Source organism: uncultured Arenimonas sp. (assembly GCF_963976025.1).
Classification (GTDB): domain Bacteria; phylum Pseudomonadota; class Gammaproteobacteria; order Xanthomonadales; family Xanthomonadaceae; genus Arenimonas.
Map to the genome: position 1 here is coordinate 1 of NZ_CAXBJS010000105.1, position 9,584 is coordinate 9,584.

A 9,584-nucleotide genomic window follows, 5' to 3' on the forward strand; every position below is an offset into this window, starting at 1 on the left:
GCCCGGGGTCAATCCACGTACAGCGAACTCACCGACTCGCCGAAGGCGATGCGGCGGATCGTTTCGGCCAGCAGCTCGGCGACGCTGAGCTGGCGGATGCGCGGGCAGGCCCGCGCGGCTTCCGACAGCGGAATGGTGTCGGTGACCACCAGTTCGTCGAGCTGCGAGTTGGTGACGTTGGCGATGGCCGCGCCCGACAGCACCGGGTGGGTGCAGTAGGCCAGCACCTTCTTGGCGCCGTTGGCCTTCAGGGCGGCGGCGGCGGCGCACAGGGTGCCGGCGGTGTCGACGATGTCGTCGACCAGCACGCAGGTCTTGCCTTCGACGTCACCGATGATGTTCATCACCGTGGCCACGCCGGCCTTCGGGCGGCGCTTGTCGACGATGGCCAGGTCGGCGTCGTCCAGGCGCTTGGCGATCGCGCGGGCGCGCACCACGCCGCCGACGTCGGGCGAGACCACGATCAGGTCGTCGGTGCCATGGCTGCGCCAGATGTCGGCCAGCAGCAGCGGCGAGGCATAGACGTTGTCGACCGGGATGTCGAAAAAGCCCTGGATCTGGTCGGCGTGCAGGTCCACCGTGAGCACGCGGTCGGTGCCGACGGCGCTGAACATCTTGGCGGCCACCTTGGCGGTGATCGGCACGCGCGCCGAACGCATGCGGCGGTCCTGGCGGGCATAGCCGAAATACGGAACCACCGCGGTGACGCTGGCGACCGAGGCGCGCTTGAGCGCGTCGATCAGCACCAGCAGTTCCATGAAATTCTCGGCGGTCGGCGCGCTGGTGGACTGGATGACGAACACCTCCTGCCGGCGCACGTTTTCCTCGATCTCGACCTGCACCTCGCCATCGGAAAACTGCCCCACCTGGGCCTTGCCAAGCGGGATGCCGAGCTGTCGGCACACCGCCAGCGCGAGTGGCCGGTTGGCGTTGCCGGTGAAGACGAGCAGGTTCTGCTTGCTCATGGTGGCTGGCTTCCGCGTTGGAGGTGGATGACGAGCGAAACGTCGGATGGCTGGGGCGGTAGGATTCGAACCTACGAAATGCCGGGATCAAAACCCGGTGCCTTAGGCCACTTGGCGACGCCCCACCGCTGGATTGTTTTGCATCAAGCCCCTAAGCCGCGGACAGCGCCCGGTGCAGGGGCGACACGTCCACGCCGTCGGCCACCCAGGCGCGCATCCCGTCGGGAAGGCGCGCCAGCGCAGCCTCGGCGTCGGCCCGCGCGTCGAAACGCACGAAGCAGCCGCCGCCGGTCCCGGTGAGGGCCGCCGTGCCGAACTGCGCGAGGGTGTCCAGGACCGTGGCCACGGTTTCCGAACGACGACGCAGCACCGGCTCGAAGACATTCCCGAGGCAAAGGCCTGAAGCGAAGTCCGATATTGTCGCTGGCGGCGCATCCCGGGTCAAATCAGGCGCTTGGAACAACTCCACGGTGGGCACCGATACCCCGGAATCGACCAGCAGGTAACTGGCCGGCGACAGGGTGACCGGGCTCAGCACCTCCCCCACCCCTTCGGCCCAGGCGCTGCGGCCGCGCACGAACACCGGCACGTCGGCACCCAGGGCCAGACCCAGCACCGCCAGCTGGTCTTCGCCCAGGCCGGTGCCCCAGAGGTGGTTGAGCGCCACCAGCACGGTGGCCGCGTCCGAAGACCCACCCCCGAAGCCGCCGCCCAGCGGGATGCGTTTTTCGACGACGATGTCGACGCCAAGGGGTGTTTTCGACTCGTATTTGAGGAGTTTGGCCGCACGGACCGTCAGGTCCTCGACCTCCGGCACGTCATAACCTTCGGTGGCCTCGCGGCAGATCCGGCCATCGTCACGAAGCCGCAGCAGCACCGTGTCGCCCCAGTCGAGCAGCTGGAAGACGGTCTGCAGCCGGTGGTAGCCGTCCGGGCGGCGCCCGACGATGCGCAGGAACAGGTTGAGCTTGGCCGGAGCCGGCCAGCGGGTCCAGTCGCCGGCCGCGGCCCCGGTCACGGGGCCTCCCAGGCGTCCACGGCCAGGCGCACCGAGGCGTCCTGCCGCGTGGCGAAAACCCGCTTCGGGCGCGGCGCCGGGCCCGGGGTCCAGCCGCGGTATTCCACCGACCAGCCCTGCTGCACGATCAGCGCCGGCAGGCCGTCGGGGCCGAATTCAATATGGGCCTGGCCCGGCGCGCGACCGCCGCGGACCCAGTACGCCAGGGCCTGCACCGGGATGTCCCAGCCCGTGGCCTCGACCAGCAGGCGGCGGGCATCGGGGCCGGCCAGCGGGCCGCCGTCCAGGCCCTCGAGCCGGGCCTGGTCCGGGCCGCCCAGCAGGCGCCAGCTGGCGCGTGTGACCGGCGCGGAAAGTTTGATGTCGTAGCTGTCGCCGCGCTGCAGCCAGTCGATGCGGCCGCTGCCGCCGTCGCCACCGGCGCTGACCGCCAGGCGGCCCTGCAGGCGCCAGTCCGGTTCGGCCGCCAGCGCCGCCTCGTGCGCGGCCTGCGCCGCCAGCAGGCTGGCGTCGGCACTGGTGCGCACCGGCGCCGGCACGCAGGCGGCCAGGGCGGTAACCAGGCCCGCGAGTGCCAGGCAGCGAAGGAAACGGAACGCGGTCATGGGGCGTGGGACTCCAGCGCTTGCTTGAGGGACGGGTTGTCGGGGTCGAGCCGCAGGCCGGCGCGCCAGATCTTGCGGGCCTCGGCCCGTTCGCCGGCCTGCCAGAGCACCTCGCCCAGGTGGGCGGCGATCTCCGGATCGCGCCGGGCCGCCCAGGCCTGGCGCAGCAGCTCCAGGGCGCTGTCGCGCCGACCCAGCTTGAAATGCACCCAGCCGACACTGTCGAGGATGGCGCCTGAACCGGGCGACAGTTCCAGCGCACGTTCCAGGTAGGGCAAGGCCTCTGCCCAGGCTTCCCGGTGCACGGCCAGGGCGTAACCGTAGGCGTTGAGCGCCTGGTGGCTGTCGGGGTTGTCGTCGAGCAGGAGCTGCAGGTCAGCCAGGGCGTCATCGATGCGCCCTGCCCGTTCGTGCAGCATGGCCCGCGCATAAAGCAGCGACGGGTCGCGTTCGAAGATTTCCAGCGCCCGGGCCAGGGTGGCCAGGGCGTCGTCGCCGCGGTCGCGGCGTTCCAGCAGTTCGGCCTCGAGCAGGTAGGCATCGCGGATGTATTCGCCGTCGGCGGCCTGGTCGACCTGCAGTTCGTGCAGGGTCGCCAGCGCTTCGTCGAGGCGGCCCAGCCGGCCTTCGGCGCCGGCGCGACGCAGCATGGCCTGGTCGTGCCCGGGCCCGCGGGGCACCGACGAATACCAGGCTTCGGCCTCGGGCCAGCGCAGCAGGCTTTCGGCCAGCAGGCCCAGCAGCAGGCGGCGCTCCGGCGAGGGCACCTCCGCCAGCCCGGCGATTTCAGCGTAGAGGCCGGCCAGCGCCTTGCGGTCTCCGTCGGCGATCAGCCAGCGGGCGCGCTGGCGCAGGCTGTCCTCGTCCTGCGGGCCGTGGCCCAGGGTGGCGGCGGCCGCCACGCGGTCGCCCAGCAGTGCGTACTGGCGCGCCGCGGCCCGGCGCAGCTCCGGCGCCAGTGCCGCGGGATCGCCCAGGCCGGCGAGCTGTTCGCGGGCGGCTTCGTCACGGCCCTGTTCGCGCAGGCGCGCGGCTTCCAGCAGCAGGGCGCGCGGGTCCTCGGGGAATCTCTCGACGCCCTCCACGACCAGGCGTTCGGCCAGCGGGCGGTCCTCGAGCCGGCGGGCCAGCCCGGCCACGGCCAGCCAGCCACCCAGCGTGGCCGGCATGTGGTCGTGTTCGTAAAGGGTGCGCAGCACCTTGCGCGCAACGGTGGCGCGGGTGTCGCGGGCATCACCCAGGGCCGAAAGCAGCACCGGGAAACCCATGGGAAGGTCCGGGTCCATCAGGATCACGGCCTCGGCGAAGGCCGCGTCGGCATCGCCCAGGTCCAGGGCCAGCTGGATCGACGCGGCGGCAGCCGGCAGGGAACCGGGCGACAGCTCCCGCCAGCGCGAGATCGCCGCGGCCGCCGGCCCGGGCTGGCCGGCCAGCAGCGCGATGCGCGCCGCCCGTTCGGCCAGGCCGGGGTCGCGCGAGCCTTCGGCGGCGCGCAGGTAGTGCCCGGCGGCCTGGGCGAAATCACCGGCCTGCAGGGCGAATTCACCCGCCATCACCGGCTCGAGCACGTCGGCCGGGCGGGCAGCCGCCGGCATGGCCAGGACCATGGCCAGGGCAAGCGCGGCAATCGGTGGGGATTTGCTCCAGATCATGGGGTTTTGGCGGGCACCGGCTAGACTATGGGCCGGAATCCACGAGAGCCCAGCCCGCCAGAGCTTAGCGCATGGCGGGCCGCCAACGACCCAAGCCAACCATGCCCCTGCTCGCCCTTGGCCTCAACCACCAGACCGCGCCGCTGACCCTGCGCGAACGGGTGGCCTTGGACGCGGGCCAGCTGCCGGCGGCGCTGGACGGCCTGGGCGCGGTGCCCGGGGTGGCCGAAGCCGCCCTGCTGTCGACCTGCAACCGCACCGAAATCTACTGCCAGGTCGAAGACGGCGCGGAAACGGGCGTGGCCGACTGGCTGGCGTCCTACCACGGCCTGGCGCCCGCCACGCTGTCGGACTATCTGTACGTGCACCGCGACGACGACGCGGTGCGCCACCTGTTCCGCGTCGCCACCGGCCTGGACTCGCTGGTGCTGGGCGAACCGCAGATCCTGGGCCAGGTGAAGGACGCCTGGCAGGCCGCGCGTGGCCAGCAGCGGCTGCGCACGCCGCTGGACCGTTTGTTCCAGCAAAGTTTCCAGGTCGCCAAGCGCGTGCGCACCGACACCCGCATCGGTGCGCATCCGGTGTCGGTGGCTTATGCCGCCGTACGGCTGGCGCGCCAGGTGTTCAGCGAACTCGACCGCGCCACGGTGCTGCTGGTCGGCGCCGGCGACACCATCGAACTGGCCGCGCGGCACCTGGTCGATGCCAAGGCCAAGCGCCTGCTGGTCGCCAACCGCACGCTCGAACACGCCCAGGCCCTGGCCAGCCGCCACGGCGGTTATGCCCTGCCGCTGTCGGAACTGCCGCGCCACCTGCCCGAGGCCGACATCGTGATCACCGCCACCGCCTCGCGCGACCCGGTGATTCGCCGCGATACCGTGCAGGCCGCGCTCAAGGCGCGCCGCCACCGCCCGGTGTTCATGCTCGACCTGGCCGTGCCGCGCGACATCGAAGCCAGCGTCGCCTCGCTGGCCGACGTTTACCTGTACACGGTGGACGACCTGGAACAGGTGATCGAGGAAAACCGCGCCTCGCGCCGGGAAGCCGCCGAACAGGCCCAGGCCATCATCGACCTGCAGGTCGAGCACTACATGGCCTGGTGGCGCGCCCAGGGCCGGCAGGACGCGCTGAAGGCGCTGCGCAGCCGCGGCGAATCGGCACGCGCCGAAGCGCTGGCCCGCGCCCGCGAACAGCTGGCCGCCGGCCGTTCGCCCGAAGAAGTGCTCGACCGGCTGGCCCACCAGCTGACCAACAAACTGCTGCACGGCCCGTCCAGCGCGCTGCGCCAGGCCGCGCTGGACGGCGACCTCGACCTGCTGCGCGCGGCCGAACGCCTGTACAAGGACGACGATGACACCCGGCCTGCGTCGTAAGCTCGAAGCCCTGGCCGAACGCCACGAGGAAGTCGGCCGCCTGCTCGCCGACCCCGGCGTGCTGGCCGACAACGCCCGCTTCCGCGCGCTTTCCAAGGAATATGCGCAACTCGAACCGGTCGCCGCCGGCCTGGCGGCCTGGTCCCAGGCCCAGCGCGACCTGCAGGCCGCCGAAGGCATGCGCGAGGACCCGGAGCTGCGCGAACTGGCCGAAGAGGAAATCCCCGCCGCCCGCCAGCGCCTGGCCGAACTCGACGAGTCCCTGGCCCTGCTGCTGGTGCCGCGCGACCCGCGCGACGAAGCCAACCTGTTCCTGGAAATCCGCGCCGGCACCGGCGGCGACGAAGCCGCGATCTTCGCCGGCGACCTGTTCCGCATGTACGCGCACTACGCGGAAAAAAAGCGCTGGACCGTCGAAGTGGTGTCGGCCAGCGAAGGCGAACACGGCGGCTACAAGGAAATCGTCGCCCGCGTCGAAGGCCGCGGCGCCTATTCGCGACTGAAGTTCGAGTCCGGCACCCATCGCGTGCAGCGCGTGCCGGCGACTGAATCGCAGGGACGCATCCACACGTCCGCGGCAACGGTGGCGATCCTGCCCGAGCTCGACGAAGTCGACGAGATCGAACTGCGCGACGGCGACCTGCGCGTGGACACCTTCCGCGCCTCCGGCGCCGGCGGCCAGCACGTCAACAAGACCGATTCAGCCATCCGCATCACCCACCTGCCCTCGGGCATCGTGGTCGAATGCCAGGACGAACGCAGCCAGCACAAGAACCGCGCCCGGGCGATGTCGCTGCTCAAGGCGCGACTGCTGGACGAGGAGCGTTCGAAGCAGGCCGCGGCCCAGGCGCAGTCGCGCCGGCTACAGGTTGGCAGCGGCGACCGCAGCCAGCGCATCCGCACCTACAACTTCCCGCAGGGCCGCATCACCGACCACCGCGTCGAGGGGCTCACCCTCTACGCGCTGCCGCAGGTGATGGCCGGCGACCTGGACGAACTGGTCGACCGCCTCACCCGCGAACACCAGGCCGACGAACTCAAGCTGCTGACGGAGGCCGCATGAGCGCCGCTGCCGAATTCATCCCGCTGTCGCTGTGCGTGCTGACCGTGTCCGACAGCCGCGGGCCGGCCGAAGACAGCTCCGGCGACTACCTGTGCGCGGCGCTGGCCGAGGCCGGCCACCAGCTGCACGAACGCGCCATCGTTCGCGACGACAAATACGCGATGCGCGCGCTGGTTTCGCGCTGGATCGCCGACGAGGCCGTGCACGGCATCCTGGTCACCGGCGGCACCGGCTTCACCGGCCGCGACTCCACGCCCGAAGCCATCGCGCCGCTGCTGGACAAGCAGATGCCGGGCTTCGGCGAAATGTTCCGCGTGCTCAGCTTCGACGAAATCGGCACCAGCACCCTGCAGTCGCGCGCCTTCGCCGGCCTGGCCAACGCCACCTTCCTGTTCGCCCTGCCCGGCTCCACGTCGGCCTGCCGCACCGGTTGGGAAAAGCTTATCCGCGCCCAGCTCGACGCCCGCACCCGCCCCTGCAACCTCGCCAACCTGCGTCCCCGCCTCCGGGAGTCCTGATGTCCATGAAGCGCAAGGAATACGAAAAGGAACTCGAGCCACTGCAGGTGGAACTCAACCAGGTGGCGCGCTGGCTTGAACACACCGGCAAGCGCCTGGTGGTGCTGTTCGAAGGCCGCGACACCGCCGGCAAGGGCGGCGCCATCAACGCCATCGCCGAGACGCTCAATCCGCGCCGCACCCGCATCGCGGCGCTGGCCAAACCCAGCGAACGCGAGCTCGGCCAGTGGTACTTCCAGCGTTACGTGCCCTACCTGCCGGCCGCCGGCGAGATCACCCTGTTCGATCGCAGCTGGTACAACCGCGCCGGCGTCGAAAAGGTGATGGGTTACGCCACGCCCGAACAGGTTAAGGCCTTCCTGCGCCAGGCGCCGGTGTTCGAGAAGATGCTGGTGGACGACGGCATCCTGCTGTTCAAGTACTGGCTGGCGGTGGACCAGGAACAGCAGGAAGAGCGTTTTGCCGAGCGCGCGAAAGACCCGCTCAAGCGCTGGAAACTCTCGCCCATCGACGTCAAGGCGCGCGAGAAATACGCCGAATACGGCAAGGCCCGCGACGCCATGTTCGAGGCCACGCACCGCCCGGAAGCACCGTGGACGGTGGTGGACTTCAATGACCAGAAGCGCGGCCGGCTGACGCTTATCCGGCACTTGCTCGACCAGCTGCCCGACCACGACGTGCCGCGCTCGCGCGTGGCGCTGCCGCCGCTGAAGTCGCGCCCGGGCAAGGAGCGTTACACCGGCCCGGTGAAACCGATCCCGATGGCCTATTAAGCCTCGCCGGCGATGGCCGCAATGTCGGCGGCCAGCTCCTGGGAGGTGATCGGGCCCAGGTACTTCTTCGCAACCTTGCCCTGCGGGTCGACCAGGTAGGTCATCGGCAGGCCGCGCGGCGTATCGAAGTCGGCCGGCGGGTCGTAAACGTCGAGCAGCGCGATCGGGTAACCCGCCGGGTGTTTTTCCAGGAAGGCGCGCATGTCGGCCGCTTCGATTTCTTCGTAGGCCAGGCCGATCACCCGCACGTCCTCGCGCGCGGCATCGAAGGCGGTGAGGTCGGGAATTTCCTTCAGGCAGGGTTTGCACCAGGTCGCCCAGAAGTTCACCACCACCCACTGGCCGCGCTGCTGCGCCAGGTCGAAGGGGCCGTGGTCGAGCGTTTCCACGACCAGGCGCGGATGGCTGGGCATGCCGGCCTCGGCGGGTTCAGCCGCCGGCGCCGGTTCGGGCGCGGGCGCCACGACAGGTGCGGGTTCGGCGGCCGGCTGGCAGGCGGCCAGCACGGTCGCCACGAGCAGGACGGGCAGGAAGGTCTTCATGGCTTGGTATTGTCCGGATCGGGTGTGAAGAAGCTGCCGACGCTGCGCGCCAGCGGCGCGGCCAGCGGTTGCTGCAGGTTGGCCAGGGCGCGCGCGGCGTCGCGGCCAATGCGGTCGTCGTAACCGGGCAGGCCGTGGATGGGCCCCGGCACGCGCAGGGCCAGGCCTTCGTGCAGTTCGCCCAGGCTGACGGTGTCGAGGTCGCGGCTGAGCAGCCAGGTGCCGTCTTCGGCGCGGCGCAGGATGTTCAGGCCGCACAGGCCGGCGAGCATGCGCTGGAGCAGGTCGTCGGTGAACATGGGCTCGCGCTCCTGCAGCTGGGCGATGTGCAGGCCCTGACCTTCGCGGCGGGCCTGGTTGAGCCGCCCGAGCAGGCGCAGGTAGGCATACATTTCCATGCCCTCGGGCAGCTGCAGCGCCTTGGGCTGGTATCTGAAGGACGACAGGGAGGCCGCGAAGCTGGCGCCCAGCAGCACCACGACCCAGCTCAGGTAGATCCACAGCATGAAAATGGGGATCACCGCCAGCTTGCCGTAGAGCTGTTCGTACGTCGGCACGCCGACCAGATAGGCCGCGAAACCGCGCTTGGCCAGTTCGAACAGGATCGTCGCGAACAGCCCGCCGGCCAGGGCATAACGCAGCGGCACGCTGCGGTGCGGGATAAGCCAGTAGGCCAGGGTGAACACCGCCAGTTCCACCACATTGGGCAGGTAGCCCAGCAGGCGCGTACCCCAGGTGGTGGCTTCGCCCGACCAGACCGGCAGCGAGAACAGGTAGGACGTGACCGCCAGGCTGGCCACCGCACCCAGGGTGCCCAGCGTAAGCAGCGTCCAGTAGATGAGGAAACGCAGCAGGCCCGAACGCGGCGTCGGCACCCGCCAGACGCGGTTGAAGGTGGACTCGATGCTCCACATGGTCAGCAGCAGCGACACCAACAGAGCCACGACGCCCGTGGCCGTAAGCTCGCGTGCGCTTTTCGCGAAGTTCCGCACCTCGTCTTCCACGATCCTCGCCGAGCTGGGCACGAAGTTGGAAAATACGAAGTTGGTGAGCATGCCGCTCCATTCCTCGAACA

10 protein-coding genes and 1 tRNA gene are annotated in these 9,584 nt (G+C 70.3%); 4 read left to right on the forward strand and 7 right to left on the reverse strand.

Going from position 1 to position 9,584, the window contains the following annotated elements; all coding sequences use genetic code 11:
- Positions 1-8 precede the first annotated feature (8 nt).
- The 5 genes from AACZ35_RS09275 to AACZ35_RS09295 form a co-directional block, all read right to left on the reverse strand.
- Positions 9-965, reverse strand: coding sequence for a ribose-phosphate diphosphokinase (locus tag AACZ35_RS09275; RefSeq protein ID WP_339828398.1), 957 nt, complete (start codon positions 963-965; stop codon positions 9-11).
- A 47-nt stretch (positions 966-1,012) separates the two neighbouring features.
- Positions 1,013-1,090 (reverse strand) — tRNA-Gln (locus tag AACZ35_RS09280).
- Positions 1,091-1,116: 26 nt separating this feature from the next.
- Positions 1,117-1,983: a 4-(cytidine 5'-diphospho)-2-C-methyl-D-erythritol kinase gene (ispE, locus tag AACZ35_RS09285; RefSeq protein ID WP_339828399.1), complete on the reverse strand. Its 867-nt coding sequence runs from the start codon at positions 1,981-1,983 to the stop codon at positions 1,117-1,119.
- Positions 1,980-2,588, reverse strand: a complete 609-nt coding sequence (lolB, locus tag AACZ35_RS09290; RefSeq protein WP_339828400.1) for a lipoprotein insertase outer membrane protein LolB — start codon at positions 2,586-2,588, stop codon at positions 1,980-1,982. Before lolB ends, ispE begins: the two co-directional genes overlap by 4 nt.
- On the reverse strand, positions 2,585-4,240 hold the full coding sequence (locus tag AACZ35_RS09295) for a tetratricopeptide repeat protein (protein WP_339828401.1): 1,656 nt from the start codon (positions 4,238-4,240) through the stop codon (positions 2,585-2,587). The genes lolB and AACZ35_RS09295 overlap by 4 nt, the downstream gene beginning before the upstream one ends.
- 101 nt (positions 4,241-4,341) lie before the next feature.
- On the opposite strand from AACZ35_RS09295, the gene hemA reads away from it, so the two are divergent.
- From hemA to ppk2, 4 genes are read left to right on the forward strand one after another with little or no spacing between them, the layout of a single operon-like run.
- Positions 4,342-5,613 (forward strand): glutamyl-tRNA reductase, encoded by a 1,272-nt coding sequence (gene hemA / locus AACZ35_RS09300; protein WP_339828403.1) that lies wholly within the window; start codon positions 4,342-4,344, stop codon positions 5,611-5,613.
- Positions 5,591-6,676: a peptide chain release factor 1 gene (prfA, locus tag AACZ35_RS09305; protein ID WP_339828404.1), complete on the forward strand. Its 1,086-nt coding sequence runs from the start codon at positions 5,591-5,593 to the stop codon at positions 6,674-6,676. The genes hemA and prfA overlap by 23 nt, the downstream gene beginning before the upstream one ends.
- Positions 6,673-7,194: a molybdenum cofactor biosynthesis protein B gene (gene moaB / locus AACZ35_RS09310; RefSeq protein WP_339828406.1), complete on the forward strand. Its 522-nt coding sequence runs from the start codon at positions 6,673-6,675 to the stop codon at positions 7,192-7,194. Before prfA ends, moaB begins: the two co-directional genes overlap by 4 nt.
- Positions 7,191-7,967 carry a polyphosphate kinase 2 gene (gene ppk2, locus AACZ35_RS09315; RefSeq protein WP_339828413.1) on the forward strand — a complete coding sequence of 259 codons (777 nt, stop codon included), beginning with the start codon at positions 7,191-7,193 and terminating at the stop codon, positions 7,965-7,967. Before moaB ends, ppk2 begins: the two co-directional genes overlap by 4 nt.
- Here the strand turns inward: ppk2 and AACZ35_RS09320 are convergent.
- Both AACZ35_RS09320 and AACZ35_RS09325 read right to left on the reverse strand, forming a co-directional pair.
- A complete protein-coding gene (locus AACZ35_RS09320) occupies positions 7,964-8,509 on the reverse strand; it encodes a TlpA disulfide reductase family protein (protein ID WP_339828408.1) in 546 nt (181 codons plus the stop codon). The two genes, ppk2 and AACZ35_RS09320, sit on opposite strands and share 4 nt — an antisense overlap.
- The coding region (locus AACZ35_RS09325; RefSeq protein WP_339828411.1) for a YihY family inner membrane protein at positions 8,506-9,584 on the reverse strand (1,079 nt) is incomplete at its 5' end. The genes AACZ35_RS09320 and AACZ35_RS09325, both read right to left, overlap by 4 nt.